Annotated in this window: 25 protein-coding genes and 2 pseudogenes; 17 read left to right on the top strand and 10 right to left on the bottom strand. The window is 72.7% G+C overall.

Features of this window, described 5'->3' with window-relative positions; genetic code table 11:
* Positions 1-28: 28 nt before the first annotated feature.
* The 4 genes from BN6_RS32015 to BN6_RS32000 all read left to right on the top strand — a co-directional run bounded on the left by BN6_RS32015 (position 29) and on the right by BN6_RS32000 (position 2716).
* The gene (locus BN6_RS32015) at positions 29-418 is read left to right on the top strand and encodes a hypothetical protein (RefSeq protein WP_051075816.1); all 390 of its coding nucleotides are present in this window, start codon (positions 29-31) and stop codon (positions 416-418) included.
* Complete coding sequence (locus tag BN6_RS32010) at positions 412-1497, top strand: sensor histidine kinase (RefSeq protein ID WP_041314796.1); 1086 nt, start codon at positions 412-414, stop codon at positions 1495-1497. The genes BN6_RS32015 and BN6_RS32010 overlap by 7 nt, the downstream gene beginning before the upstream one ends.
* The gene (locus BN6_RS32005; protein ID WP_015103990.1) at positions 1494-2099 is read left to right on the top strand and encodes a response regulator transcription factor; all 606 of its coding nucleotides are present in this window, start codon (positions 1494-1496) and stop codon (positions 2097-2099) included. The genes BN6_RS32010 and BN6_RS32005 overlap by 4 nt, the downstream gene beginning before the upstream one ends.
* A gap of 101 nt (positions 2100-2200) precedes the next feature.
* On the top strand, positions 2201-2716 hold the full coding sequence (locus BN6_RS32000) for an O-acetyl-ADP-ribose deacetylase (protein WP_041314793.1): 516 nt from the start codon (positions 2201-2203) through the stop codon (positions 2714-2716).
* On the opposite strand, the gene BN6_RS31995 is transcribed toward BN6_RS32000, so the two are convergent.
* Positions 2706-4055, bottom strand: coding sequence for an MFS transporter (locus BN6_RS31995; RefSeq protein ID WP_041318805.1), 1350 nt, complete (start codon positions 4053-4055; stop codon positions 2706-2708). The genes BN6_RS32000 and BN6_RS31995 overlap by 11 nt on opposite strands.
* A 253-nt stretch (positions 4056-4308) precedes the next feature.
* Between BN6_RS31995 and BN6_RS31990 the strand changes: the two genes are divergently transcribed.
* Positions 4309-5094 carry a DUF7711 family protein gene (locus tag BN6_RS31990; RefSeq protein ID WP_041314790.1) on the top strand — a complete coding sequence of 262 codons (786 nt, stop codon included), beginning with the start codon at positions 4309-4311 and terminating at the stop codon, positions 5092-5094.
* A gap of 19 nt (positions 5095-5113) precedes the next feature.
* Here the strand turns inward: BN6_RS31990 and BN6_RS31985 are convergent, their stop codons facing one another.
* Complete coding sequence (locus BN6_RS31985) at positions 5114-5512, bottom strand: GNAT family N-acetyltransferase (protein WP_015103986.1); 399 nt, start codon at positions 5510-5512, stop codon at positions 5114-5116.
* A 146-nt stretch (positions 5513-5658) separates the two neighbouring features.
* On the bottom strand, positions 5659-6036 hold the full coding sequence (locus BN6_RS31980) for a MerR family transcriptional regulator (RefSeq protein ID WP_041318802.1): 378 nt from the start codon (positions 6034-6036) through the stop codon (positions 5659-5661).
* A gap of 115 nt (positions 6037-6151) precedes the next feature.
* Here BN6_RS31980 and BN6_RS31975 point away from each other — a divergent pair, with 115 nt between their 5' ends.
* The 3 genes from BN6_RS31975 (at position 6152) to BN6_RS45120 (ending at position 7855) form a co-directional block, all read left to right on the top strand.
* Positions 6152-7225 (top strand): alkene reductase, encoded by a 1074-nt coding sequence (locus BN6_RS31975; protein ID WP_015103984.1) that lies wholly within the window; start codon positions 6152-6154, stop codon positions 7223-7225.
* Positions 7226-7295: 70 nt separating this feature from the next.
* Entirely contained in the window at positions 7296-7571 is a 276-nt protein-coding gene (locus tag BN6_RS31970; RefSeq protein ID WP_015103983.1) for a DUF7336 domain-containing protein, read from the top strand.
* 86 nt (positions 7572-7657) lie between these two features.
* Complete coding sequence (locus tag BN6_RS45120; protein WP_197540213.1) at positions 7658-7855, top strand: PIN domain-containing protein; 198 nt, start codon at positions 7658-7660, stop codon at positions 7853-7855.
* On the opposite strand, the pseudogene BN6_RS49260 reads toward BN6_RS45120, so the two are convergent.
* Positions 7850-7997, bottom strand: a pseudogene (locus BN6_RS49260) (MBL fold metallo-hydrolase); the annotation flags it as partial. The gene BN6_RS45120 and the pseudogene BN6_RS49260 sit on opposite strands and share 6 nt — an antisense overlap.
* 75 nt (positions 7998-8072) lie before the next feature.
* On the opposite strand from BN6_RS49260, the gene BN6_RS31960 reads away from it, so the two are divergent.
* Entirely contained in the window at positions 8073-8351 is a 279-nt protein-coding gene (locus BN6_RS31960) for a type II toxin-antitoxin system Phd/YefM family antitoxin (protein ID WP_015103981.1), read from the top strand.
* Entirely contained in the window at positions 8344-8748 is a 405-nt protein-coding gene (locus BN6_RS31955) for a type II toxin-antitoxin system VapC family toxin (protein WP_015103980.1), read from the top strand. Before BN6_RS31960 ends, BN6_RS31955 begins: the two co-directional genes overlap by 8 nt.
* Positions 8749-8779: 31 nt before the next feature.
* Here BN6_RS31955 and BN6_RS31950 read toward each other — a convergent pair whose 3' ends face one another.
* Positions 8780-9457, bottom strand: coding sequence for an MBL fold metallo-hydrolase (locus BN6_RS31950; protein WP_041314785.1), 678 nt, complete (start codon positions 9455-9457; stop codon positions 8780-8782).
* Positions 9458-9584: 127 nt separating this feature from the next.
* Between BN6_RS31950 and BN6_RS49255 the strand changes: the two are divergent.
* Positions 9585-10520, top strand: a pseudogene (locus BN6_RS49255) (acyltransferase family protein); the annotation flags it as partial.
* A gap of 104 nt (positions 10521-10624) precedes the next feature.
* Here the strand turns inward: BN6_RS49255 and BN6_RS31940 are convergent.
* Positions 10625-11413, bottom strand: coding sequence for a maleylpyruvate isomerase family mycothiol-dependent enzyme (locus tag BN6_RS31940; protein ID WP_015103977.1), 789 nt, complete (start codon positions 11411-11413; stop codon positions 10625-10627).
* 229 nt (positions 11414-11642) lie between these two features.
* Here BN6_RS31940 and uvrA point away from each other — a divergent pair, with 229 nt between their 5' ends.
* The 3 genes from uvrA to BN6_RS31925 all read left to right on the top strand — a co-directional run bounded on the left by uvrA (position 11643) and on the right by BN6_RS31925 (position 16316).
* Positions 11643-14519: an excinuclease ABC subunit UvrA gene (gene uvrA, locus BN6_RS31935; RefSeq protein WP_015103976.1), complete on the top strand. Its 2877-nt coding sequence runs from the start codon at positions 11643-11645 to the stop codon at positions 14517-14519.
* Positions 14520-14869: 350 nt separating this feature from the next.
* Complete coding sequence (locus tag BN6_RS31930) at positions 14870-15334, top strand: SRPBCC family protein (RefSeq protein ID WP_041318796.1); 465 nt, start codon at positions 14870-14872, stop codon at positions 15332-15334.
* Positions 15335-15440: 106 nt separating this feature from the next.
* Positions 15441-16316 (top strand): lipoprotein, encoded by an 876-nt coding sequence (locus BN6_RS31925; RefSeq protein ID WP_015103974.1) that lies wholly within the window; start codon positions 15441-15443, stop codon positions 16314-16316.
* Positions 16317-16389: 73 nt separating this feature from the next.
* On the opposite strand, the gene BN6_RS31920 is transcribed toward BN6_RS31925, so the two are convergent.
* The 3 genes from BN6_RS31920 to BN6_RS31910 are packed head-to-tail and all read right to left on the bottom strand — an operon-like array spanning position 16390 to position 20665.
* On the bottom strand, positions 16390-17784 hold the full coding sequence (locus BN6_RS31920; RefSeq protein ID WP_015103973.1) for a GntP family permease: 1395 nt from the start codon (positions 17782-17784) through the stop codon (positions 16390-16392).
* A complete protein-coding gene (locus tag BN6_RS31915; protein ID WP_015103972.1) occupies positions 17781-19367 on the bottom strand; it encodes an N-acyl-D-amino-acid deacylase family protein in 1587 nt (528 codons plus the stop codon). The genes BN6_RS31920 and BN6_RS31915 overlap by 4 nt, the downstream gene beginning before the upstream one ends.
* Before the next feature lie 14 nt (positions 19368-19381).
* Positions 19382-20665: an amino acid deaminase gene (locus BN6_RS31910; RefSeq protein WP_041314780.1), complete on the bottom strand. Its 1284-nt coding sequence runs from the start codon at positions 20663-20665 to the stop codon at positions 19382-19384.
* A 93-nt stretch (positions 20666-20758) separates the two neighbouring features.
* On the opposite strand from BN6_RS31910, the gene BN6_RS31905 reads away from it, so the two are divergent.
* Genes BN6_RS31905 through BN6_RS31895 form a run of 3 tightly spaced genes read left to right on the top strand, consistent with a single transcriptional unit; the run spans position 20759 to position 22900 of the window.
* The gene (locus BN6_RS31905) at positions 20759-21730 is read left to right on the top strand and encodes a sugar kinase (RefSeq protein ID WP_148303105.1); all 972 of its coding nucleotides are present in this window, start codon (positions 20759-20761) and stop codon (positions 21728-21730) included.
* Positions 21727-22476, top strand: coding sequence for an IclR family transcriptional regulator (locus BN6_RS31900; protein ID WP_015103969.1), 750 nt, complete (start codon positions 21727-21729; stop codon positions 22474-22476). Before BN6_RS31905 ends, BN6_RS31900 begins: the two co-directional genes overlap by 4 nt.
* A gap of 40 nt (positions 22477-22516) precedes the next feature.
* Positions 22517-22900 (top strand): RidA family protein, encoded by a 384-nt coding sequence (locus tag BN6_RS31895; RefSeq protein WP_015103968.1) that lies wholly within the window; start codon positions 22517-22519, stop codon positions 22898-22900.
* 150 nt (positions 22901-23050) lie between these two features.
* Here the strand turns inward: BN6_RS31895 and BN6_RS31890 are convergent, their stop codons facing one another.
* Positions 23051-25330 (bottom strand): ATP-binding protein, encoded by a 2280-nt coding sequence (locus BN6_RS31890; protein ID WP_041314777.1) that lies wholly within the window; start codon positions 25328-25330, stop codon positions 23051-23053.
* Between the last annotated feature and the right edge of the window lie 82 nt (positions 25331-25412).

The raw sequence follows: 25412 nt of genomic DNA, 5'->3' as shown, positions 1-25412 counted from the left end.
GTGCCGCACCGGCACCACCGTGGTCCACATGAACCGCTCATCCTTGATCTCGCTGGCCGTCTCGACCGGCCTGGGCATCGCGCTCGTCGCCGACGGGGACGACGACTGGACCGGCTTCGGCACGTGGGGCCTGGCCGCGTGCGCGTTGGCGTACCTGGTGATCGGCCTGTGCCGCGGGTTCTCCCGGCGGCCGGCGGTGCTCGCGGCGCAGGCGGCGGGCGTGCTGGTGTTCGGGGCGCTGGCCGGCACGGCGCTGCTGCTCGACCCGGACGTCGGCCGGTACGTCGTGGCCGCCGGGTGGCTGGCGCACGCGGCCTGGGACCTGGTCCACTACCGCGCGAACCTGGTCGTGCCCCGGTGGTACGCGCTCGGCTGCGTCGTGGTCGACGCGTTCGTGGGGGTGTCGCTCGCGTGGTGAGGGGGCAGGCGGTGCGCCGTGCGCGCGTGCTGACGTTGCTGTCGCTGGGCGTGGCCTGGTCGACCAGCCTGATCGGTCCCGGGATCGGCCTGCTGCTGGAGACCCGGTCGACGCGGGTCGTGTTCGGGGCGGTCGGCCTCCTGCTGTTCACCGTGACGCACGCCGGCGTCCTCTACGCGACCGTGTCCCGGCGCGGGCGCACCGGGTGGACGGTGGCGTTCGCGGTGGCGACCGCGCTGACCGTGCCGCTGCTCGCGCCGATCGCCCTCGGCCGCTGGGAGACGTGGGCGTGGGTGGGCGCGTCGCTGGTCGGCACAGCCCCGGTGCTCGCCCGGCGGTGGTGGGCGGTGGCGGTCGGCGCGGTCGGCGCGTCGGTCGTCCTCGCGAGCTACCCGCCGCACGGCGCGCTGATCGCCGTGGGTGTCGGCTCCGGGCTGGCGCTGGCGCACGTGCTGCCGGTGTGGCTGTGGGACCTGGTCGTGCAGGCGCAGGACGGGCGGGAGGCGCGGGCCCGGCTGGCCGTGATCGAGGAGCGGCTGCGGTTCGCCCGGGACGTGCACGACCTGCTCGGCCACCGGCTGACCGTGATAGCGCTGAAGGCCGAACTCGCCGAGCGGCTGGCCCCGGTGGACGCGTCCCGGGCCGCTGGCGAGGCGGGCGAGGCCCGCGCGCTGGCCGCGTCCGCCCTGGTCGATTTGCGGGACGCGGTCGACGGCTACCGCGCCGTCGACCTCGCCGACCAGGCGTCGGCGATCGAGCAGGTGTTGACCTCGGCGGGCGTCCGGTGCACGGTGACCCTCCCGGACGAACTGCCGCCGGCCGCCCGTGAACTGTCGTGGGCGTTGCGGGAGGCGGGCACGAACGTGCTGCGGCACAGCCGGGCGCGGTGGTGCACGGTCGAGGTCGTGTGCGGCGCGGACGTCGTCCGGCTGACCGTGGCGAACGACGGCGCACCGGGCACCAAGGGCCGGGGGACGGGCCTGGACGGCCTGTCCGACCGGCTCGCGGGCGCGGGCGGCACACTGGTCGCGGGGCAGGAGGACGGGGTGTTCACGCTGGTGGCGACGGTGCCGACGTGATCCGGGTGCTGCTGGCCGACGACGAGGAGCTGATCCGGGTCGCGGTGGCCGCGCTGCTGGGCCTGGAACCCGACATCGAGGTGGTGGCCCACGCGGCGGACGGTCGCGCGGCCGTGGCGCAGACCCTCGCCCACCGCCCGGACGTCGCCGTGGTCGACCTCCAGCTGCCGCTGCTGGACGGCTTCGAGGTGACCGAGGCGCTGACCCGGGACGCGCCCGCGTGCGCGGTGGTGATCCTGACCGGCCGGGGCAAGCCGCCGCACCTGCACCGGGCGCTGTCGGCGGGCGCGAAAGCGTTCCTGCCCAAGGGTTCTCCCGGCGGCACGCTGGCCGACGTGATCCGCCGGGTGCACGCGGGCGGCCGGTACGTCGACCCGGCCCTGGCCGCCGACGCCCTGACCACCCCGCCGTGCCCGCTGACCCCGCGCGAACTGGAGGTGCTGCGGCTGGCCGAGTACGACACCCCGGTCGCCGCGATCGCCCGCAAGACCCACCTGTCCCAGGGGACCGTGCGCAACTATCTGTCGGCGGCGGTGGCGAAACTCGGCGCGACGAGCCGTGCCGAGGCTTATTTGACCGCCCACGACAACGGCTGGCTTTAGACCGTCCACAATGGACTTGGTTGGCAGTCTTGGTGCCCTGCGGCACACGCCGACCGCGAAACAGCGGCGGGAACCGGCCGCCGGTGCCGGATGCTGGGCGGATGGTCACGATCGAAGTGGTTCAGGGCGACATCACCCGCCAGGCCGTCGACGCCGTCGTCACCGCGGCGAACGAGTCGCTGCTGGGCGGCGGCGGGGTGGACGGGGCCGTGCACCGGGCGGCCGGGCCGCGGCTGGCCGAGGCCGGGGCGAGGGTCGCGCCCTGCGCGCCCGGCGACGCGATCGCCACCCCGGCGTTCGACCTGCCCCCGCCCGTCCAGCACGTGATCCACACCGTCGGTCCGGTGTGGGAGGGCGGCGGCCGCGGCGAAGCCGACGTGCTGGTCTCGTGCTACCGCCGCAGCCTGGAGGTCGCCGACGAACTGGGCGTGCGCAGCGTCGCCTTCCCCGCCATCGCCACCGGCGTCCACGGCTTCCCGGTGGAGGAGGCCGCCCGCATCGCCGTGACGGCCGTCGCCGCCGCCGACACCGACGTGGCGCTGGTCCGCCTGGTCGCCTTCGACCCCGAGACCCACGCCGCGCTGACCGACCACCTCCACCGGCACCTCACCGGCTGATCCGCCGCCGCAGCAACGCGTTCGCGCCGAGCGCCGCCACGAACCCGGCGCACCCCGACACGACGACCACGACCCGCAGCGCGTCGGTGAAACCGGGCCCGGCGAGCGGGCCGCCGCTCAGCGCCGTCAACGCCGAGCCGACCGTCGCCAGCGCGACGGTCTCGGTGGTGAGCCGGGCGGTGTTGACCAGCCCCGCGGCCGTCCCCGCCCGGTCGGCGGGCACGCCCGACAGCGCCAGCCCGTCGACCACCCCCGTCGTGAGCCCGACGCCGATGCCGGTGACCAGCAGCGGCAGCCACGGCGCGCCGTCCGGCCCGATCGTCACCAGCCCGACCACCCCCGCCGACGTGATCGTGACCGCGCCGGTGGACAGCAGTCGGGGCGACCGCTTCGCGACGGCCGCGCCGACCGGCGGGAGCAGCACCGAGGGGACGGTCAGCACCAGCATCCACAGCCCGGCCCGCGCCGGGTCGAGCCCGACCACGTCGATGAGGTACGACGGCAGGTAGACCAGCAGCGGGACGAGCAGCCCCATCATGGTCGCGGCCACCAGCGAGTAGCCGAGGAACGCCCGGTCGCCGAGCAGCGCCAAGTCGAACACCGGCACACCCGCCCGCCGTTCGACCCGCACGAACCCGCCACCGGCCACGACCGCGACCACCGCCACCGCGAGCACCGCCGGGTGCCCGATCCCGAGCGCCGGGGCTTCCACGAACACCCAGATCACCGCGCCGAGCGCGACCGTGAACAGCACGCCGCCACCCCGGTCGACCCGCTGCCCGGTGCCGCGTCCGCCCGGCAGCCCGGGGCACAGCGCCAAGGCGAGCCCGGCGAGCACCGCCGGCGCCCAGAACACCGCCCGCCAGCCGGCCAGGTCCACCAGGAACCCCGACAGCGTGGGCCCGAACGCCACCCCGACCCCCAGCACGGTGCCCAGCGCCCCGAACACCCGGGCGCGCGCGGCACCGTCGAACGCCGAGGCGAGCAACGACTGCCCGGTCGCGGTGGCGACAGCGGCCCCGACCCCGGCGACCAGCCGTGCCGCGACCAGCACCCCGACGTCCCCCGCGACGGCGCACGACGCGCTGCCGACCAGGAACGCGGACACCCCGACGACGTAGAGCTTCCGCCGCCCCAGCGCGTCGGCGAGCGAACCGCCGAACGCCAGGAACGCGGCGAAGCACAGGTTGTACCCGGTGACGACCCACTGCGCGCCGGTCGGCGAGGCGTTCAGGTCACCCGTGAGGTCGGGCAACGCCACCGAAGCGCCGGTGATGGTCAACGGGAACGACAACGACGACAGCAGCACGGCCGCCGCCACGAGAACACGACGATTCACACCGACCACCGGCCGGTGACATCACAGCAGAAGTGCACGAAAGGCTCCGGAACTCGGAATTCGGGAGCCGGGCAGCGCTCAGGGCCACACCGGCGAGGACTCGCGGTGCGACGGCGCGATGCGCTACAAGCCGGGTTTCACGCCGCCGCGAGGGCGGCCACCCTGTCCGAGGCGGGCACGCCCCGAGCCTATCCGACCGCCGCCCCGACGTGAGCCCGACGTCTCCCGCACAGGCGGCGTCGCGGACGTCGCCGTGCTCGCCGTGCTGCCGGCCGTGCTCGCGGTGAGCACCGCCCGCATCCGCCCGGTGGGCCTGCGCGCGGCGCGGAACGTTCCTGCGCACGGCGACCGCCGCGCTGCTGCTCACGGCGGTGACCCGGCCGGCGAAGCACGACCGGGCTTGGACCAGGATGGCCCGGTGAAGTGGACACGTGCGGTGCACCACCTGCGGGACCTGGCGGAGAAGTGCGCGGAACTGGAGGACCGGCCGAACCCGATCCACCGGCTGCGGGTCGTCGCGCTGTGGGCGGTCGGCGACATCCTCGACCGGGCCCGCGACATCGACCGGGTGACCGTCGCGTTGGCGGTCGACCTGCCGGCGGACGACGTCCCGTGGCTGAGCGAGCCGATCGGCGCGGAGCACTGGAGCAACGCGACCCGCCTGTCCAGGAGCCCGATCACGGCCCTGTGGCGCTCGACCCGCGTTCCGGTCTGGAACCACCGGATCGACCGGCCGGCCCTGGTGTGGGACGTGGAGGAAGGGCTCGCCGAGGACGTCCTGTCGGCGTTGGCGGAGGGACGCGGCGACCAGGTCCGCACAGCCGCGCCGAGCGCCGACGACCTGCGCGCCCGCCTGGCCGACGAGCTGGCGTCAAGCCTGCGCGCACTGCGCGAGCGGACCCGCGCCTACGAGGACAAGCGCTGGCAGCCCGGCAAACTGGAACCCGTCGCGGACACCCTGTGGCGCGCCGGCGAGGGCTACCTGGACGTGCTGGACGCCGTCACCCGTTCGACCCCCGACGCAACACCGCGCCCGTGACACGGTGGCGTGCCCGGCTCTAGCGCAGGGCGATCAGGCCGGCGTCGGTAGGGCGGAAACCACAGCTGTCGAAGTAGAACGGCCGGAGGTGCGGGTCGAAGTCGACGTGCAGCCACTCGCACCCGGCGGCGCGGGCGTGCTCCGTGGCGTGGACGATCAACTGCCGCCCCACCCCTCGGCGTCGGACCGCGCTGGTGACCAGGGTGTCGAGCACGAACGCGTGACACGCGCCGTCCCACGCGACGTTCACGAACCCGACGAGCTCATCGTCCTGCCGTGCGCACACCCAGCCGAGACTGTGCCGGTTCACCTGGGCCCACCAGTCGTCCCGGTCGAGAACCGGGTGGTCGAACCCCTCGGCGTGCAGGACGTTCACCTCGACGTTCTCGAACCGCCCCCGCCACTCGTAAGTGATCATCGCGCGCACGCTACGACACCGACCGATCCCACGTCCGCCGGATTTTCCCCACCTCCCACCACCGCGACCGCCTACGCCACCTGCCGCAGCGGGTCGATGCCGCCCATGACACTGGTAGCCGGTCCCAACGACGTGGCCAGCCTTGGTCATTGGGCGACTTCGGCGCTGAGGCTTTCGCGGTGCGCCCGGTTCGTGGCCATGAGGCGGTCGAGTGCGTCCCGGGTTCGGATGAGGTCGGCGATGTGGGCGGAGAGTCGGTCGCGTTCCTGCGCCATTCGTTCCAGGGCGGCGTCCGAGTTCTCCTCGCTGGGCGAATCGACGCAGGGCAGCAGTTCGGCGACGGTGCGGCTGGACAGCCCGGCGGTGTACATCCGCTGGATGAAACCCACCCGTTCGACGTCGGCGGCGGTGTAGTGCCGTTGGCCGCCGGCGCTGCGGGTGCTGGTGAGCAGGCGCTGTTCTTCGTAGTAGCGGAGGGATCGGACGCTGACCCCGGTTCGGGCGGACAAGTCCCCGATGCGCACGTCGTCCTCCGTGGTGATCCGAGGCACAAGCGTTTGCCTCTGACATGGATGTGAGGTTTTAGCGTAGCCGTGGCACCGGCGGACCAGGTGCCGCGGACCGTGAAGGAGCTTCGCCGTGACGACTCTGTTCGACAGCTACCAGCTCAGGGGCCTGACGTTGCCCAACCGGGTCGTGATGGCCCCGATGACCCGGGTCCGGGCCGGGGCCGGCGGGACGGCGACGCCGTCGATGGCGACGTACTACGCCCAGCGGGCGACCGCCGGGCTGATCGTGACCGAAGGGGTCCAGCCGAGTGCGGTCGGGCAGTCCAACCCGGGCACGCCGGGCCTGTACACCGATGAACACGTTGCCGCGTGGCGCCCCGTGACCTCGGCCGTGCACGCCAACGGAGGGCGCGTCTTCGCCCAGATCATGCACGGCGGGCGGGTGTCGCACCCCGACACCACCGGTATGCGCCCGGTCGGGCCCTCGGCGGTGCCCGCTGTCGGCGATGTGTTCACCCCGACCGGACCCCAGCCCGCGCCGACACCGCGCCCCCTCGACACCGCCGAAGTGCCCGGCCACGCCCAGTCGTACGCCACAGCCGCGCGCCGCGCCGTCGACGCAGGGTTCGACGGTGTGGAGCTGCACGGTGCGAACGGCTACTTGATCTCGCAGTTCCTCTCCTCGAACGCCAACTTGCGCACGGACCGCTACGGCGGCTCGGTGCCCAACCGGATCCGGTTCGCGGTCGAAGCGACGTCCGCCACCGTCGAGGCCGTCGGCGCGGCCAGGACCGGCATCCGCCTCTCGCCGGGCGCGACGTTCTGGGGCGTGGAGGAGGCGGACGTCCCCCAGCTCTACGCCGCGCTGCTGGACGAACTGGCCCGCTTGGAGGTGGCCTACGTCCACCTCGAGGCCACGGTCGGCGACGACGTGCTGCTCGACCTCCGCCGCGCCTGGCCGGGCACCCTCATCATGAACCCGGTGCTGCCACTGGGCCCGAAGCAGACCGGGCGCGCCGAGGCCGACCGCTGGCTCGGGCTGGGTGCCGACCTGATCAGCTTCGGCCGGGCCTTCATCGCCAACCCCGACCTGGTCGAGCGCCTGCGCAACGCCCTGCCGATCACGCCCGTGGACGAGAGCACCTACTACCAGGGAGGTGACGAGGGCTACCTGACCTACCCCGCGTACCAGTACACGGCGTGACGCCGCAGCGCTCCCGCCGGAAGTTCGCGTGGACGCCCGGGGCGTGGCGCGGGCTCGTAGGGTCGTGTGGGTGGAGGTCTTCCTGCTGTGGCACGTGCGACATGCCCGCAACCTCGACGGCTCGATCGAGCACGTTGACGTGGGCGGCGCGCTGTCCTGGGACGAGGAGGAGGGCGACGACGTGAAGTTGCTGGGCGTGTACTCGACGGAGAACCGCGCGCACGAGCGGATCGAGCGCGCGAGGACGACGCCCGGCTTCGCCGACGAGCCGAATTGCTTCATGGTCGAGCGGTACGTGGTCGATCAGGACACGTGGACCGAGGGGTTCACCACGGTCTTCCGTTGATCACATCCAGACGATCGGCACCGTCCCCGTGCCTGGTCGTCGCCGCAGCACGAGCCGCGCGCACCGACAAGTTGGACGCGGCGCTCGTGGAGTTCGAGCCGTTCCCGTTCGACGGCCAGGCCGCCACCCGCTTCGGCACGCTGATAGCCCTCACCCTGGGCGCGAAGCGGCACCGCCTGGACCTGATGACCGCCGCGATCGCCTCCGCACGCGGACTGCGCTATACCCGCGCAACGCGAAGGACTTCGGTTCACCAGCTGCGCGAGCGTCACTCGTCCAGGTGAGGGCGCTCCGGGCGTGGAGTCGTCGCCGTGGCCGGGGTAGAACCAGGTGTCGTCGGGCAGTTCGTCGAAGATCCGGGCCGACACGTCGTCGATCAACGACTTCAAGTCCTCCGGTGAAGCGGGTCCGTCCCACACCCCCGGGAAGTGTGAACCACGCGAGCGGTGACCAGGTCCAACGCTTGTAGCTCGGTGTGCTACGTGGCGCTACAATCGGTCGGTGAAGGTCATCAGTCAACGGGAGTTCCGCAACAACTCCGCCGCGGTCATGGATGCGGTCGAGGCGGGGGAGACTTACCACGTCACCCGCAACGGTGTGGAGATCGCCGAGGTCCGTCCCCTGGCCCGTCGGCGGCGCTGGACGGCTCGGGAACTGGTGGAGCGGCACCGGGGCCTGCCGCAGGTCGATCACGACCGCCTGAGGCGTGAAGCCGACGACCTCTTCGGGAGCGAAGACCGGATCGGTGGGGACGACCCGTGGGAGCGGAGTCGTGGCTGAGCGGCGCGAGTCGGGGGTGCTGGACACCTGCACCTACATCGACCTGGGACGGCTCGACCCGGCGGTGCTGCCGGAGATTCCCGAGCTGACCGCGATCACCATGGCCGAACTGCACCAGGGCGTGGCGATGGCGAAGGACGCTGCCACCCGGGCCGCTCGGACCGAGAAGTTGGGCGCGGCGCTGGTGGAGTTCGAGCCGTTGCCGTTCGACGGCCAGGCCGCCGCCCGCTTCGGCACGCTGGTGGCGCTGGTACCGGGCGCGAACCGCGACCCCAAGCCCCGTCGCCTGGACCTGATGATCGCCGCCATCGCTTCTGTGCGCGGACTGCCGCTCTACACGCGCAACGCGAAGGACTTCACCGGGCTCGATGGCATGGTCGAGGTCATCGAGGTGTGAGAAGCGGGGCCGGGCAGGCCCCGCTCCGGGTTCACCAGCCGCGTGCGCGCCACTCGTCCAGGTGAGGGCGTTCCTTGCCCAGCGTGGAGTCGTCCCCGTGGCCGGGGTAGAACCAGGTGTCGTCGGGCAGTTCGTCGAAGATCCGGGTCGACACGTCGTCGATCAACGACTTGAAGTCCTCCGGTGACGTGGTCCGCCCCACACCTCCCGGGAACAGTGAGTCGCCGGTGAACAGGTGGGCTCGGCCGGCCGGTTCGCGGTACAGGAGGGCGATGGAGCCCGGTGTGTGGCCGCGCAGGTGGATCACCTTCAGGGCGACCTTGCCCACTTCCACCGTGTCGCCGTGTTCCGCGAACTGGTCCGGGGGGATCGGGAGGACTTCGGCGTCCAGCGGGTGTGCGACGGTGTTCGAGCCGTTCGCTCCCGCCACCGCTCCCAGTGCTCCCCAGTGGTCCGCGTGGCGGTGGGTGGTGACCACCGTTTTCAGGCGGGGGCGTTCCACGCTGTGGCCGACCAGGTCGGACAGGCGGGTCGGGTCGGCGGCCGCGTCGATCAGCAGGGCCTCGTTCGTCGACCGGCACACGAGCAGGTAGGCGTTGTTGTCCATCTCGCCCACCGAGATCTTCGTGATGGTCAGTTCTTCCAGCGTGCGGCGGGTGGCCGGGCCGTTGGGCTCGACGTGGCCCGTGTAGTCCTCAAGTACGTCCACGACCGCCGACGGTAGCCGAACGGGCACCCTTCAGGGGGCCCACAGGTTCGTCCAATAAGGTTGGTAACGATCAAGCGCTGCCAGACGACCTCACTTGAATACGCTCTGAACTGGGTATCACGCTCTCGTGCCATCACCTCGCCGGATCAACTGGGACGCCCTGCGCGTCCTCGCGGTGGCGGCCGTGCTCCTGCAGCACGCCACCCACGCGGGGCCGTCCGTCCACCAGGAACTCGGCCCGCCTGTGTTCACCGTCTCGCTGGAGATGGGGGCGAGCACGCTCGTCGTCGTCTCCGCGTTCTTCGCCTGCGCCTCCCTGGCCAAGGGCGAACCCGGCCGGTTCCTGCGCAACCGGCTCGCGCGCCTGCTCCCGCCCTACGCCGCGGCGGCCGCGCTGACCTACTTCGTGCTGACCCGGCTCGCCCCCGAGGGCTGGAGCGAACTCGAACCGCGTGACCTGGTCATCAACGTCTTCATGTTGCAGAACTGGTTCCCCGACGCCCGACTGGTCGACTTCTCCTACTGGACCCTGCCCGTGCAGGTGACCGGGTTCGTCGCGGGCGCGGTGCTGGTGTCGCGGGTTCGCGGCAACCCGCTGCGGGTCCTGCTCTGGGCGCTGGTCGTCGGGCCGCTGGTGCTCCGGGTGTGGACCGAGGACCCCGGCCTGGTCCGCACCTTCTACGACGGGCTGGGCATCCACCGCGCGCAGCTGTTCGCCGCCGGCGTCGGCATCTGGCTGTGGTCCAAGGACCGGCTCAACACCGGGCACCTCGGGGCGCTGCTGACCGCCGCGCTGGCCGCCCAGGCGATCCACAGCGCCGACCCGGAGTCCACGCTCGCGCTCGGTGTGATGCTGCTCGCCATCGCCGCCTGCGCGAAGGGGCCCGACTGGGACGTCCGGCCGGTGCGCCTGCTGCGCCGCCCGATCAAGTGGCTGGCCGGCATCTCCTACGGCGTCTACCTGGTCCACCAGGAGATCGGCTACGTGGTGATGGCCGCCGTCGCCGGGTACGGCCCGTGGGTGGAGCTGCTCGCCTTCCTCGGGGTCGCGGTCGCGCTGGGCTGGCTGCTGACGGCGTTCGTCGAACGGCCCGCCCACCGCGCGCTGACCGCGAGTTCCCGCCCGTTCCTGGTGCGCCTGGTGCTCGCGGTCCGGCTGCGCTCGGCTCAGAGCCACCTGGGCAGCGCCGGCGCGCTGCCGTTCAGCGCCGCCCCGCCCTGGCGGCCGGTCAGCCACCCCAGCACGGCCGCCGCCGACCCGCTGACCAGGGTCGACCCGGTCGCCGCGGTCAGCTCCCAGCTGCGCTGACGGCCGTCCGGCAGGGTCACCTCCAGCCGCACGTCCGGCACGTCGGCCCGGTCGGCGTACTGCCCGACCGCGCCGTCGACGAACCCCTCCAGCAGGTGCTCGGGCAGGTCCTCGAAGCCCACGCCCACGGCGAGGTCGACCAGGTGGAACCACACCTCGCGCAACCGCAGCCACGGCACGCGGTGCGCCAGGAACGGCCCGTTGACCGGGTGCGCGACCTCCGCCTCCCACGCCGTCGGCGGCAGCTCGCGGGCCGCCGTCGCGAACCGCTCGCACGCCGCGTCCAGGTCGGCCCGCAGCAGTTGCGGCAGGCGCGCCGCACCCTCGGCGATGTCGGCGTCCCGGTCGGCCGGGCTCGGGTACATCGGGTGCTCGACCCCGGTCTTCGCCCAGGTCAGGAGGTTGACCAGGGCGTCGGCGTTGCGGGCCAGGTGGGTCACCAGGTGCCCCCGGCTCCACCCCGGCAGCAGGCTCGGCCCGCGCAGCGCGGCCAGGTCGAGCTCCGCGACCCGCTGGTAGAGCACCCGGGTCGCCCGGTCGACCTCGGCCAGTCCCGCGACGGCGTCCTGCACCGCGGCGGACCGCTCCCGCGGCGCGGGTACGCTGGTCTCGGCGGACCCGGTCCGGGTCGCATCAGCGAAGCTCATGAGCACCTCATCCCCGACGTCTGCGGCCGAATGGCCTATCGTTCCAGCGTAGGGCCGTCCGCTACCGACCGGTAGAGCCGTTGGCGCACGATCGCGGATCCGCCCGCCCGTTTTTGTCGGTGGTCGCCTTTAGCATGGTGGCCGCCCTCCCCGACAGGCCCGCCGAGGTGGTCCAGTACGCTTTTCGAACGTCTGTTCGGGGGATGGTCGAATACCGAAGGGAACCGTTGTGGCTGACCGCCTTGTCGTTCGCGGCGCGCGCGAGCACAACCTGCGGGGGGTGGACCTCGACCTGCCGAGGGACAGCCTCATCGTGTTCACCGGGCTGTCCGGCTCGGGCAAGTCCAGCCTGGCCTTCGACACGATCTTCGCCGAGGGCCAGCGCCGCTACGTCGAGTCGCTCTCGGCGTACGCCCGCCAGTTCCTCGGTCAGATGGACAAACCGGACGTCGACTTCATCGAGGGCCTGTCGCCCGCGGTGTCCATCGACCAGAAGTCGACCAGCCGCAACCCCCGGTCCACGGTCGGCACCATCACCGAGGTCTACGACTACCTCCGCCTGCTCTACGCCCGCGCGGGCAAGGCGCACTGCCCGACCTGCGGCGAGGCCATCTCCAAGCAGACCCCGCAGCAGATCGTCGACCAGGTGCTGGCGATGAGCGCCGGGACCAAGTTCCAGGTGCTCGCGCCGGTCATCCGGGGCCGCAAGGGCGAGTACGTCGACCTGTTCTCCAGCCTCCAGTCGCAGGGCTACTCCCGGGCCAAGGTCGACGGCGTCGTGCACGCGCTGGCCGAGGTGCCCAAGCTCAAGAAGCAGGAGAAGCACCACATCGCGGTGGTGATCGACCGGCTCAGCGTCAAGGCGAGCTCCAAGCAGCGGCTGACCGACTCGGTGGAGACCGCGCTGCGGCTGGCCGACGGCCTGGTCGAGCTGGAGTTCGTGGACCTGCCGGAGGACGACCCGGCCCGGGTGCGCGGCTTCTCCGAGAACCTGGCCTGCCCGAACGGCCACGCGCTGGCCATCGAGGACCTCGAACCGCGCTCGTTCTCGTTCAACTCGCCCTACGGCGCGTGCCCGACGTGCACCGGCATCGGCGTGCGCAAGGAGGTCGACCCGGAGCTGGTCGTCCCGGACGACGAGCTGTCGCTGGGCGACGGCGCGATCGCGCCCTGGGCGTCCGGCCAGACCGCCGAGTACTTCGGCCGGCTGCTGGAGGCGCTGGCGCTGACCATCGGCTTCCGGATGGACACGCCGTGGCGGCAGCTGCCCGCGAAGGCGCAGAAGGCCGTGCTGCACGGCGTGCCCGAGCAGGTCAACGTCCGCTACCAGAACCGCTACGGCCGCGAGCGCTCCTACTACGCGAACTTCGAGGGCGTCATCCCGTTCCTCGAACGGCGGCAGGAGCAGACCGAGTCCGAGCTGATGCGGGAGAAGTACGAGGGCTACATGCGGGAGGTGCCGTGCCCGGTCTGCCAGGGCACCCGCCTCAAACCGGAGATCCTCGCGGTCACGCTGCACCACGGGCGCAAGGGCGACAAGTCCATCGCCGAGGTGTGCGCGATGTCGGTGGCCGAGTGCTCGGAGTTCCTCGACGGCCTCAAGCTCGCCAAGCGCGAGTCGATGATCGCGGGCGCGGTGCTCAAGGAGATCCAGGCCCGGCTGCACTTCCTGCTCGACGTGGGCCTGAACTACCTCTCGCTGGACCGCGCGTCCGGCACGCTGTCCGGCGGCGAGGCGCAGCGCATCCGGCTGGCCACCCAGATCGGCTCCGGCCTGGTCGGCGTGCTCTACGTGCTGGACGAGCCGTCGATCGGCCTGCACCAGCGCGACAACCACCGGCTGATCGAGACCCTGACCAGGCTGCGCGACCTGGGCAACACGCTGATCGTGGTCGAGCACGACGAGGACACCATCCGCACGTCGGACTGGGTGGTCGACATCGGCCCCGGCGCGGGCGAGCACGGCGGCAAGGTCGTGCACAGCGGCCCGTACCAGGAGCTGCTCAAGAACAAGGACTCGATCACCGGCGCGTACCTCTCCGGCCGCCAGCAGATCCCGATGCCCGCGACCCGGCGCAAGGTCGACAAGAAGCGCCAGCTCACGGTGGTGGGCGCGCGCGAGCACAACCTGCGCGGCATCGACGTGTCGTTCCCGCTGGGCTGCCTGGTCTCGGTGACCGGCGTCTCCGGCTCCGGCAAGTCGACGCTGGTCAACGACATCCTGGCGACGGTCCTGGCGAACAAGCTCAACGGCGCGCGCCAGGTCCCCGGCCGGCACACCCGGATCAAGGGCCTGGAGCAGGTCGACAAGCTGGTGCAGGTCGACCAGTCGCCGATCGGCCGCACCCCGCGCTCGAACCCGGCGACCTACACCGGGGTGTTCGACCACATCCGCAAGCTGTTCGCGGCGACCACCGAGGCCAAGGTGCGCGGCTACCAGCCGGGCCGGTTCTCGTTCAACGTCAAGGGCGGGCGCTGCGAGGCGTGCGCGGGCGACGGCACCATCAAGATCGAGATGAACTTCCTGCCGGACGTCTACGTCCCGTGCGAGGTGTGCAAGGGCGCCCGGTACAACCGGGAGACCCTGGAAGTGCACTACAAGGGCAAGACCATCTCCGAAGTTCTGGACATGCCGATCGAGGAGGCCGCCGGCTTCTTCGAGCCGATCAACGCCATCCACCGGCACCTGCGGACCCTGGTGGACGTCGGGCTGGGCTACGTCCGGCTGGGCCAGCCCGCGCCGACCCTGTCCGGCGGCGAGGCGCAGCGCGTGAAGCTGGCCTCGGAGCTGCAGAAGCGGTCGACCGGCAAGACGGTCTACATCCTCGACGAGCCGACCACCGGCCTGCACTTCGAGGACATCCGCAAGCTGCTCGGCGTGATCAACGGCCTGGTGGACAAGGGCAACACGGTGATCGTGATCGAGCACAACCTGGACGTGATCAAGGCCTCCGACTGGGTGGTCGACATGGGGCCGGAGGGCGGTTCGGGCGGTGGCACGGTCATCGCCGAGGGCACGCCGGAGGAGGTCGCCGAGGAGGCCGACAGCTACACCGGCCAGTTCCTGCGCGAGGTCGTCGGCACGGCCGAGGCCGCCGCGGGCTGATCCACCGCCGCCGCAGACGTCACCCGGTGCGCCCGGTCCGGACGGGTCCCGACCCGCTCCGGCCGGGCGCACCGCCGTCTCGCGGGCGCACCGCTGTCTCGCGGGCGCACCGCTGTCTCGCGGGCGCACCGCTGTCTCGCGGGCGCACCGCTGTCTCGCGGGCGCACCGCTGTCTCGCGGGCGAGGTGCCGGAACGGGAGGCGTGAGACCGGAGCGGCGTGCACGAGGTCGGAGCGGGTGACGGTCCGTAGCGGGTCCGAAGCCGGGTGGAGTGCCACACCACCCGGAATCCGAGTACCGCCCGAATGGCCTACTGGTGCGGCTGTTCGCGCTGGACGACCATCTCGACCATGGCGTTGAACTCGTACCGCTTCCGCAGCGTCTGGCTGGTCGACTCGCCGCCCGGCGAGACCTTCGACGTGCTGGCGGACCTGGCCAGCTACCCGCTGTGGTGGCCGGAGGTCCGCGCGGCGCGGCAGGTCGCGGACCAGGCCGCCGAGCTGCGCTGCCGGTCGCTGCTGCCCTACGACCTGGTCTTCGAGACCTGGCACCACACCAACGACCCGGACGCCGGGGTGCTGCGCGCCGACCTGGTGGGCGACCTGGAGGGCACGGCGAGCTGGCGGGTCGGGTCGGACGGCGTGGGCACCCGGCTGGTGTACGAGCAGGAGGTCGAGGTGCGCAAGGCCCTGCTGCGCCGGCTCGCGCTGATCAGCCGCCCGCTGCTCAAGGCCAACCACGAGCTGATGATGCGCCACGGCCAACGCGGCCTGCGCGCCTACCTGGCGGGCTTCCGGGCGGCTCGCCGGCAGTAGCGGAAAGATCTTCGCCGTCGCGGTGAACCGCCCGGGGGCGGCGTCCGTGTTGGTGGCAAGTCGGTTGCCGCAGCGGATGCGAGCGATCACCCCCAGGAGGTTTGCCATGACCCGCTTTCGTGCGCTCGTTCTCGGGGCCGCGGCCCTCGCGCTGCTCGGTGCCTGCGGCCAGGCAGCCGAGGCGGGCTCGCCGCGGCCCGCCGGTCAGGAGGTCGTCGCCCCGCAACTGGGCGAGGTGGACAAGGTGGCGGGTGACGCGGCCCTGCTGGCGACCGCCGTGGTGCCGCAGCTCGGTACGGTCCTGACCGACGGCAAGGGCCTGACGCTGTACCGGTTCGACAAGGACACGGCGAGCCCTTCGGTGTCCGACTGCGACGGCGAGTGCGCCGAGAAGTGGCCGCCCGTGCTGGCGTCGACCGCCGACTTGGAGGTGCAGGGCGTGGACGCGGCTCTAGTGTCCACTGTGGACCGCAAGGACGGCGCGAAGCAGATCACGGTCGCCGGCTGGCCGGTCTACCGGTTCGCGCAGGACGCCGAGCCGGGCCAGGCCAAGGGCCAGGGCGTGGGCGGCACGTGGTTCGTCGCCGCGCCGGACGGCAAGAAGGCCGCGCCGGCGTCCTCCGGTCTCGCGCTGACCACGGCCTCGGTCGGCAACCTGGGCACCGTGCTGACCGACAAGGAGGGCATGACCCTGTACCGCTTCGACAAGGACGCCACGAACCCGTCGGTCTCCAACTGCAACGGCGAGTGCGCCGTGAAGTGGCCGCCGCTGCTGGTCGGGTCGGAGGACTTCGAGGTGCAGGGCGTGGACAAGTCGTTGGTCGGCACCGTGGTCCGGGTGGACGGCCAGCAGCAGGTCACCGTCGCCGGGTGGCCGCTGTACCTGTTCGCCGAGGACGAGCTGTGCGGTGAGGCCAAGGGCCAGGGCGTGGGCGGCGTGTGGTTCGCCGCCAAGCCGGACGGCAAGAAGGCCGGCGTCTAGACCACCTGAATACCCCTCGAAAAACGCCCGTGCCCGCCGGGACGACCCCGGCGGGCACGGGCGGCAAGGGCGTTCAGACCACCAGGCTGAGCAGGGCCGCGACCGCGAAGCCCACCACGGACAGGATGGTCTCCAGGACCGTCCACGTCTGGAGGGTCTCCTTGACCGACAGGCCGAAGTACCGCGACACGATCCAGAACCCGCCGTCGTTGACGTGCGAGGCGATGATCGACCCGGCCGCGATCGCCATCACCACCAGTGCGAGCTGGGGCTGCGAGTAGCCGAGCTCGCCGACGACCGGCGCGACGATCCCGGTCGTGGTCACGATCGCCACCGTCGCCGAGCCCTGCGCGATCCGCAGCGCGCAGCTGATCACGTAGGACAGCGCGATGACCGGCAGGCCCAGGTCGGCCAGCGACGTCGAGAGCACCTTGCCCACGCCGGTCGCCGACAGCACCGCGCCGAAGAACCCGCCCGCGCCGACCACCAGCAGGATCATCGCCACCGGCCGCAGCGACGCCGCCGACAGCTCGGTGACCTGCTCGCGGGTCATGCCGCGCCGGTAGCCCAGCAGCCAGAACGCCAGCAGCACCGCGATGGTCAGCGCCACGGCGGGCGTGCCCAGGAACGCGAACACACCGAGCGCCGCGGACCCCTTGGGCAGCAGGATGCTGCCGAACGTGCCGGACAGGATGAGCACCAGCGGCACCGCGATGATCCCCAGGACCAGCGACAGCGGCGGCTCGGGCCGGGACTGGTCGCCGCGCAGCTTCTCGGCCGCGGCCAGCATCTCCTCGGGCACCGGCACGACGATCTTCTTGCCGACCCACGCCGAGAACAGCACGCCGCCGATGAACCACGCCGGGATCGCCACGGCCAGCGCCATGATGATGATCCAGCCCAGCGACACGTGCAGCAGCCCCGCCGCCGCGACCGGGCCGGGGTGCGGCGGCATGAACGCGTGCATCACCGACAGGCCCGCCAGCAGCGGCAGCGCGTAGAGCACGATCGACTTGCCGCCGCGCTTGGCCGCCGCGTAGACCAGCGGCGCGAGCACGAAGATGCCGATGTCGAAGAACACCGGCACGCCGAACACCAGGCCCGCCAGGCCCATCGCGAGCGGCGCGCGCTTCTCCCCGAACGCCCGCAGCAGCGTGCGGGTGAGCACCTCGGCCCCGCCGGAGGCCTCCAGGATCGACCCGAGCAGGGTGCCCAGCCCGATGATCGCCGCGACGTGCCCGAGGATGCCGCCGAACCCGTTCTCCAGCAGCGTCCCGGACGCCTTCTGCGCCGAGCCGACGATCTGCTCGACCGGCAGCCCGGCGGCCAGCGCCACGGTCAGGCCGACCACCAGCAGCGCGATGAACGGCTCCACCTTGAGCCGGATGATCAGCACCAGGAGCAACGCGATGGCCAGCCCGGACAGCGTGAGCAGCCCGCCGGTGCTGTGCTGCAGCCAGTCGATCACGCACGACCTCCGGGGTTGCGCAGGGAACGCCCGGCCAGGGCTCCGGTCGGCCGGCCGTCGTCGATCACGGGAACCCCGTTGACCAGCACGTACGGGATGCCCGCAGCGGATTGGCGGGGGTTGTCGAACGTCGCGGTGTCGCTCACGGTCGCGGGGTCGAACAGCACCAGGTCGGCCGCCCAGCCCTCGCGGACCAGGCCCCGGTCGCTGAGGCGCAAGCGCTTGGCGGCACGTCCGGTGAGGTGCGCGACGCACTCCTCCAGCCCCAGCACGCCCAGCTCCCGCACGTACCGGGCCAGGTAGCGCGGGAACGTGCCCCACGCGCGCGGGTGCGGCCGGTCGCCGACCAGCAGGCCGTCGCTGCCGCCGGTGTGCGCCGGGTGCCGCATGATCGCCTGCACGTTGTCCTCGTGGCCGACGTGCATCAGGCACGACGTGCCGAGGCGTTCGGCGATCAGCACGTCGAAGTACAGGTCGGCGGGCGCCCGCCCGGCGGTCCGCGCCGACTCGGCCACGCTGTGCCCGACCAGGTGCGCGTGCTCGGCCTTGCGCACGCCGTTGATCTCGATGGTGTCCCAGTCGACCGGCACGCCGTGGCACCCGTCCGAGCCGGTCTCCTCGATCTCGGCCCGGATCCGCTCGCGGGTGTCCGGATCGGACAGTCGCGCCAGGGTCGCGTCCGGTCCGCCCTCGCTGCTCCAGCTCGGCAGCAGCGCGGACAGGTAGGTCGCGCCGGGCAGGTACGGGTAGGTGTCGAGGGTGATGTCCACGCCGGCCGCGATCGCGTTGTCCAGCAACGACAGCAGCTCGCCCGCGCGGCCCCGGTTGACCTCGAAGTTCATCGTGGCGTGCGCCAGGTGCAGCGGGCAGTGCGACAGCCGCGAGACCCGCACCATCTCCTCGTACGCCTCCAGCGCGCCCGCGCCGTAGCTGCGGTGGTGGGGGCTGTAGTAGCCGCCGAACTCGCCGACGACCCGGCACAGCGCGACGAGTTCGTCCAGGCCCGCGTACATGCCGGGCGTGTAGGTCAGGCCCGACGACATGCCGATCGCGCCCTGCGTCAGCGCGTCCGCCAGGTGGGCCCGCATCTGGTCCATCTCCGCCGTGGTGGCGGGCCGGTCGTCCCAGCCGACGCACAGCATCCGCAGCGTGCCCTGCGGCACCAGGTAGGCGGCGTTGACGGCGATGCCCCGGTCCAGCCGGTCGAGGTACTCGCCGACGGTCCGCCAGTTCCAGTCGAACCCGGGCGGGTCGTCGTTCCACCCGGCCAGTTGACCGCGCAGGGCGGCCAGCACGGTGTCGTTCACGGGCGCGTAGGACAGCCCGTCCTGGCCGAGCACCTCGGTGGTCACGCCCTGCGAGACCTTGGCCAGGTGGTCGGGCTCGGCGAGCACCTGGAGGTCGGAGTGCGAGTGCATGTCGATGAAGCCGGGCGCGAGCACCAGCCCGTCCGCGTCGACCGGCCGGCCCCCGCCCACGTCGCCGATGGCCGCGATCCGGCCGTCCCGCACGCCCACGTCCGCCCGGTAGCCGGGCGCGCCCGTGCCGTCCACCACGAGCGCGCCCTTGAAGACGATGTCCACGCCGCCGTCCTTTCTCAGAAGTACGTGCGCACCAGGTCGACCACGGTGGTGCCGTCGACCACCGGGAGCAGTTGCCACTTGTCGAACACCGTGCAGGGGTGGGACAGCCCGAAGCCCACCCAGTCGCCGACCTCCACCTCTCCGGCAGCGCCCTCCGGCAGCGCCAGGAACGTGTGCTGGTCGTTGAGCGCGGTCACGGTCCCCTTGATCGGCCGCTGCACGCCGTCGCGGCCGCGCACCACCTGCGGCTCGGGCAGGCCCTCGTCGAACGACGCGTCCCGCTTGCCCATGGTCAGCAGCGCGAGGCCCGGCTCGGGCCGGGACGTCACCTGCGCCCACGCCCGCAGCGCCGACCGGAAGGGCTGCTCGCCCGCGACCCGGCCGAACGGCGAGATGCCCCGGTAGAAGCCGTCGTCGTGGGTCACGTACGCGCCACTGCGCACGACGGGCAGCACCGGGAACGGCCACCGCCCACCGAGTTTCGCGGCGACCTGGTCGAAGTACGCGCTGCCGCCGGCCGTGACGATCGGCTCGGCCACCTCGTACAGCTCGTGCAGTTCAATGGCGAACGCGCGCAGGTCGTCCAGGTAACTATCCACAGTGGACAGCGCGGTGGGGGAGGCGTCGTGCGCCAGCGCGCCCTCGTACCCGGCGACGCCGGCCAGCCGCAGTACCGGGCTCCGCTCGACGGCACGGGCGACCTCGACCGCCGTGGCCCGGTCGCGCGCGCCGGTCCGCCCGCCGGGCGCGCCCAGCTCCACCAGCACGTCCACCGGCCTGCGCACAGCGCCGAGCGCTTCGGTCATCCGCTCCACACCCGCCACCGAGTCCGCCCAGCAGGAGAACTCGAACGACGGGTCGGCGGCGAGCTCGGCGGCGACCCAGGCGAGCCCGGCGGGGTCGACGAGCTGGTTGGCCAGCAGGACCCGCCGCACCCCGAACGCCCGGTACACCCGCAGCTGGCTGGTGTTCGCGGCGGTGATGCCCCACGCGCCGTGCTCCAGTTGGCGGGCGAAGAGCTGGGGTGCCATGGTCGTCTTGCCGTGCGGGGCCAGCGCCACGCCGTGCCCGGCGCACCACCGCGCCATGGTGGCCAGGTTGTGCTCCAGCGCGTCGGCGTCCAGCACCACCAGCGGTCCGACGAAGCCGTCCGCGAACAGGTCGGGCCGGCGGTCGGCCACCTCCCCGATGGTCGTGCCGAACGTGCTCGCGGGCAGGCCCTTGAACCGCCAGTCCACGCGCTCCGCGCGGATCGCGGCCACGGCGTCGTGGTCGATGTCCACTGTCTCGCTCCTCACGTTGCGTATTCCGCAACGGCTATTGCGCGATGTGATGATGAGTTGTGTAACATTCGGCTGCCGCCTCGTCAATCAAAGGGCTCGGAGGAGCGGATGCGGTTCGACCTAACGGGCGGCGTGGTGTGCCTGGGCGAGACCATGGTGGTGCTGGTGCCCGCCGAACCCGGTCCGGTGCGCGAGGTGCGCACCTGGACGCGGGCCGTCGGCGGCGCCGAGTCCAACGTGGCCATCCACCTGGCGCGGCTGGGGCTGCGCAGCCGGTGGGTGGGCGCGGTGGGGGACGACGCGTTCGGCGGTGCCGTGCTCGACTTCGTGCGCGGCGCGGGCGTCGACGTGTCCGGGGTGCGGGTGGACCCGACCCGGCCCACCGGTCTCTACGTGAAGGAAGCGGACGCGGCGGGCAGCCCCGTCCGGTACTACCGGCGCGGCTCGGCGGCGTCGGCGATGGGGCCCGACACGCTCGACCGGCTCGACCTCGACGGCGTGCGGCTGCTGCACCTGAGCGGCATCACCGCCGCGCTGTCCGAGAGCTGCCTGGGGTTGCTGCGCGAAGCGCTGTCCCGGCCGCGCCGGCACCTGGTGTCCTTCGACCTCAACTGGCGGCCGGCGCTGTGGCCGGACCGCGACCCGTCGGTGCTGCTGGAACTGGCCGACGCCGCGGACATCGTGCTGACCGGCGCGGACGAGGCCGAAGCGGTCTGGGGGACCGGTGACCCGGCCAAGCTGCGCACCCTGCTGCCCACGCCGCGCGCGATCGTGGTCAAGCAGGGCGACCAGGGCGCGACCCTGGTCGAGGACGACGTGGTCACCTACCAGGAGGCGCTCAAGGTCGACGTCGTGGAACCGGTCGGGGCGGGCGACGGCTTCGCCGCCGGCTACCTGGCCGCGCACCTGGCCGGGCTGGAGCCGACACGCCGACTGCGCGCCGGCCACCTCCAGGCGGCCGCGGCTCTGCTCACCAGCGAGGATGTGGGCGAACCGCTGCCGGCCGGGGTGACCGGGCCGCTGCTGGACGCCGATCCGGCGACGTGGGCCGCCGCGCACCTGAGGAGAGCAGTGGGATGAGTCAGAGCCTGGACCGGGCGTTGACCCTGATGGGGGAGCTGGCGAAGGGCGCCAAGACGCTGGACGAGCTGTCGGCCGTGATCGAGGTGCACAAGTCGACCACGCTGCGGTTGTTGCGCACGCTGGAATCGCACCGGTTCGTCAGACGCGACGGCGTGCACCACTACCGGCTCGGCGCGGCGCTGTTCGACCTCGCCAACCGCGCGCTGGAAGAACGGGACGTCCGCCGCGCGGCCGAACCCGCCCTGCGCGACCTCAACGCCCGCTTCGGGTACACCGTGCACCTGGCGTCCTACGAGGGCGGCGAGGTCATCTACATCGACAAGTACGACAGCACCCACCCGATGCGCATGTACTCGCGGATCGGCCGGCGCGCGCCGCTGCACTGCACGGCCGTGGCCAAGGTGCTGCTGTCGGACCTGCCGGAAGCCCGCCGCCGCGAAGTCGCCGCGACCATCGACTTCGTCCCGCTGACCGCGAACACCATCACCACCCCCGCCGCGTACCTGGCGGAACTGGACCGGGTCCGGGCCAACGGGTACGCCGTCGACAACGCCGAGCACGAGGACTTCATCCACTGCCTCGCCGTCCCCATCCGGGGCGCGCGCGGCGAGTACGTGGCGGCGCTGTCGATGTCGGTGCCCAAGGTGATGCTCGACTTCGACGGCCTGATGGCCCACCTGCCGGACCTGCTCGCCACCGCGCGCGCGGCGTCCCTGGAGTGCGGCTGGTCCCCGCGCGACTGAACCGACACTGCTCAGACCCAACCCACACAGGAGAACAGGCATGCCGAAGACCGAGATCCGCACCGCCAACGCGCCCGCCCCCGTCGCGGCCTTCTCGCAGGGGGTCCGCAAGGGCAACGTGCTGCAGGTCGCGGGCCAGGTCGCGTTCGACCCGTCCGGCGCGATCGTCGGCGAGACCGTCGCCGAGCAGACCAAGCAGGCCCTGGCCAACGTGGTCGCGGTGCTGGAGGCCGCCGGGGCGTCGCTGGACGACGTGCTGATGCTGCGCGTCTACCTCACCGACACCGCCCACTTCGGCGAGATGAACGAGGCCTACGGCCAGGTCGTCACCGCGCAGCCGTTCCCCGCCCGCACCACGGTCTACGTCGGCCTGCCGGCGGGCCTGCTGGTGGAGATCGACGCGCTCGCCGTGGTGGGCGACTGACCGTGACCTCCGCGCGCGGCGCCCACCGACCGGGTGACCCGCGTACTTCTGCCGGTTGTTCTGCGTGGTGCGCGGCCCGGCACGGCGGTTGACTGGGGACATCCCAATCGCGCGCCACGGAAGGACCACACGGCGATGGCCAGGAACGCATCACCGATCGGCTGACCGCGATTCGGCGGCCCGCGAACGGCACTCACCTGCCGCGTCCGGGTCGCCGAGCTCGTCGTGCACGTCGGCCAGCTCCTCGAACATCGCGCCCACCCGGTAGTCCCGGCGCGCGGTGGCGAGATCGGCCGCCCCGGTCAGCTCGGCCCGCGCCCCGACCGGGTCGCCGAGCCGGTGCAGCGCCAACCCGCGCAGGTACCGCGCGTCGTAGGTGGTGGCCGGCGCGGTGGCCGCGACCGAGTGCGCCAGCGCCTCGGACGAGGCTGCCAGCACCTCCGGCCAGCGCTCCAGCTCCACCAGGCTGTCCGCGACCCGCACCAGCAGGCTGGCCAGCATCTCGTCCACCAGCGCCGGCGCGACGTCGAGCACCCCCGACCGGACCTCGGCCACGAGCCGCCGGTGAACCCGCACCGCCTCCTCGTAGCGGCGCAGCCCGTGCAGCACCAGGCCCAGGCACGACAGCGAGATCTGCTCGCCCAGCCGGAACTCCGCGCTGCGGAACAACTCCTGCGCCCGCGCCGCGCTCTCCCGCGCCGCGCCCAGGTCGCCGGACCGCATCTCGGACGCGGACCGGTAGTGCATCGCCCAGCCCTGTTCGACCACGTCCCCCGCCGCGACCGCCGCCCGCCACGCCTCGTCGTGCAGCGCGAGCGCCTCGTGCGGCCGGCGCAGCAGCACGCTCAACGTCCACGTCAGGAAGTTCAGCTGCACGGCCTCGTCGCGGACGCTGCCCAGCGCCCGTGCCGCCGAGACCCCGGCCGTGAACACCTCCACCCACGTGTCGCCGGTCCCGCGCTGGTCGGAGTACCAGTGCACGGCGGTCGCCAGGTCCAGCACCTCGCGGTGCAAGCCGTGCGCGGCGGCCCACCGCAGCGCGCCCAGCCAGTTGCCGGACTCGGCGGACAGCCACGCGTCCGCGTCGGCCCGACCGCGCAGCGGACCGGCGGGCTCGGTGCGGGCCTCCGGCCCGAAGAACCCGGCCGCCGCCACGGCCGTGCCCAGCAGCCACGACACCACCCGCCGCCGGGTGTCGTCGTGGTCGGGCTCCTCGCGCGCCAGCCGCTCCCCGGCGAACACCCGCACCAGGTCGTGGAACGCGTACCGACCGGGCGTGTCCGCGCTGTCCAGCAGGCTCATGTCCACCAGGTCTTCGAGCGTGTCCTCCGCCGCGTACCGGTCCACGCCCGCCGCGACCGCCGCCAACTCCGGCGTGACCGTCGCGCCCGGCGCGAGCGACAGCCGCCGGAACAGCAGCGCCGCCTTGCCGTCGAGCTGCCGGTAGGACATCTCGAACGCGGTCCGCACCTGCAGGTCGCCCGCGGTCAGCGCGGTCAGCCGGCGCCGCTCGTCGGCCAGCTGCCCGGCCAGGTGCGCCACCGTCCACTTGGGACGGCCGGCCAGCCGGTTGCCCGCGATCCGCAGCGCCAGCGGCAGGTGCCCGCACAGCCGGGCCACCTCTCGCGCCGCCGCGTCCTCGGCGGCCACCCGCGACCGGCCCGCGATCGCGCCCAGCAACGCCACCGAGTCGTCGCGCTCCAGCACGTCCAGGCCCAGCCGCGCGACCGCCTCCAGCCCGCCCAGCACCTGCCGGGAGGTGACCAGCACCAGCGAGCCGAGCCCGGTGGCCAGCAGCGGCCGCACCTGCGCCTCGTCGGCGGCGTTGTCCAGCACGATCAGCGTCGAACGGGAGCGCAGCAGCTCCCGGTACAGGTCGGAGCGCTCCGCCTCGCCCGGCGGCGGGTGCTCCACGCCCAGCGCCAGCAGCATCCGGTGCACCACCTCCGTCGGGAGCACCGGCCGCGCGTCCATGCCGCGCAGGTCGAAGAAGAAGCACCCGTCGGCGAACTTCGGCCCGAGCAGGTAGCCGGCGCGCACCGCGAGCGCCGTCTTGCCCGCGCCCGGCGGACCGTGCACCACGACCACCGACGTCGTGCCGGCACCGGCCGCCTCGGTCAACGCGGCCAACTCCGGTTCCCGGCCGGTCAGGTCCGTGACGTCCGGCGGCAACGCGCACGGGGCCACCGCCGGCTGCCGCCGCACCCGGCCTTCCTTCGCCGCCGCCACCAGGGCGTCCGATTCGTCGCGGTCCAGCTCCAGCACCGCGGCCAGCGCCTCCACCGTGCGCCGCTGCGGACCCTTGGCCCGGCCGCGCTCCATGTCGCTGATCGCGCGGACGCTCACCCCGGAGCCCTCCGCCAACTCCTCCTGGGTCAGCTTCCCGTGCCGCCGGTGCTTGCGCAGCAGATCGCCGAAGGTCGTCCCCACGTGTCCCGACACTAGCGGGCGCGGGCACCCGGCCGTGGCCGCCGCGGACCTGCCCCGGCCGGCCCGAGCCGGCCGCACGGGC

Origin of the sequence: Saccharothrix espanaensis DSM 44229 (genome assembly GCF_000328705.1) — a bacterium.
In the GTDB taxonomy this organism is placed as follows: domain Bacteria; phylum Actinomycetota; class Actinomycetes; order Mycobacteriales; family Pseudonocardiaceae; genus Actinosynnema; species Actinosynnema espanaense.
This window is presented reverse-complemented; position numbering and strand designations above follow the sequence as displayed.

Bases quoted from the DNA above. Each gene is read 5' to 3' on its own strand.
- BN6_RS32015 (WP_051075816.1), top strand. From the start codon at position 29: ATGAACCGCTCATCCTTGATCTCGCTGGCCGTCTCGACCGGCCTGGGC.
- BN6_RS32000 (WP_041314793.1), top strand. From the start codon at position 2,201: ATGGTCACGATCGAAGTGGTTCAGGGCGACATCACCCGCCAGGCCGTC.
- BN6_RS31985 (WP_015103986.1), bottom strand. From the start codon at position 5,512: ATGATCACTTACGAGTGGCGGGGGCGGTTCGAGAACGTCGAGGTGAAC.
- BN6_RS31940 (WP_015103977.1), bottom strand. From the start codon at position 11,413: ATGAGCTTCGCTGATGCGACCCGGACCGGGTCCGCCGAGACCAGCGTA.
- BN6_RS31930 (WP_041318796.1), top strand. From the start codon at position 14,870: ATGGCGTTGAACTCGTACCGCTTCCGCAGCGTCTGGCTGGTCGACTCG.
- BN6_RS31925 (WP_015103974.1), top strand. From the start codon at position 15,441: ATGACCCGCTTTCGTGCGCTCGTTCTCGGGGCCGCGGCCCTCGCGCTG.
- BN6_RS31905 (WP_148303105.1), top strand. From the start codon at position 20,759: ATGCGGTTCGACCTAACGGGCGGCGTGGTGTGCCTGGGCGAGACCATG.
- BN6_RS31900 (WP_015103969.1), top strand. From the start codon at position 21,727: ATGAGTCAGAGCCTGGACCGGGCGTTGACCCTGATGGGGGAGCTGGCG.
- BN6_RS31895 (WP_015103968.1), top strand. From the start codon at position 22,517: ATGCCGAAGACCGAGATCCGCACCGCCAACGCGCCCGCCCCCGTCGCG.